Consider the following 277-nt stretch of genomic DNA (forward strand, 5'->3'; position numbering starts at 1 on the left):
GCATTAGATTGCTTTATAAAAAACTATCTTAAATCTTATCAAGATACGCTATCTGAATTTCCGCGCTATTATCCTTTGGGCGAAGACTCAATATGTATTCAAGGCACCTTTAATGCGGACACTGATGATACTGTGTTCTGGCAGCCCATTAAACGTGACAATGTCGCTGACTTTAGTAACGTGGAGCATGCATTAAATATTCAATTACACCAAGATATTCATGCATTTTATGGCCAGTATTTTTCCGCGCCATTACCGTTTACTGCATCATTTGGCG

General features: G+C 38.6%; 1 protein-coding gene. It reads left to right on the forward strand.

Annotation, left to right across the window (positions count from 1 at the left end; translation table 11 throughout):
* Window positions 1-277: SecY-interacting protein Syd (locus tag AAEY88_RS13350; RefSeq protein WP_350563163.1), on the forward strand; the 277-nt coding region annotated here is incomplete at both ends.

Source organism: Psychrobacter sp. CAL346-MNA-CIBAN-0220, from assembly GCF_040309805.1.
In the GTDB taxonomy this organism is placed as follows: Bacteria; Pseudomonadota; Gammaproteobacteria; order Pseudomonadales; family Moraxellaceae; genus Psychrobacter.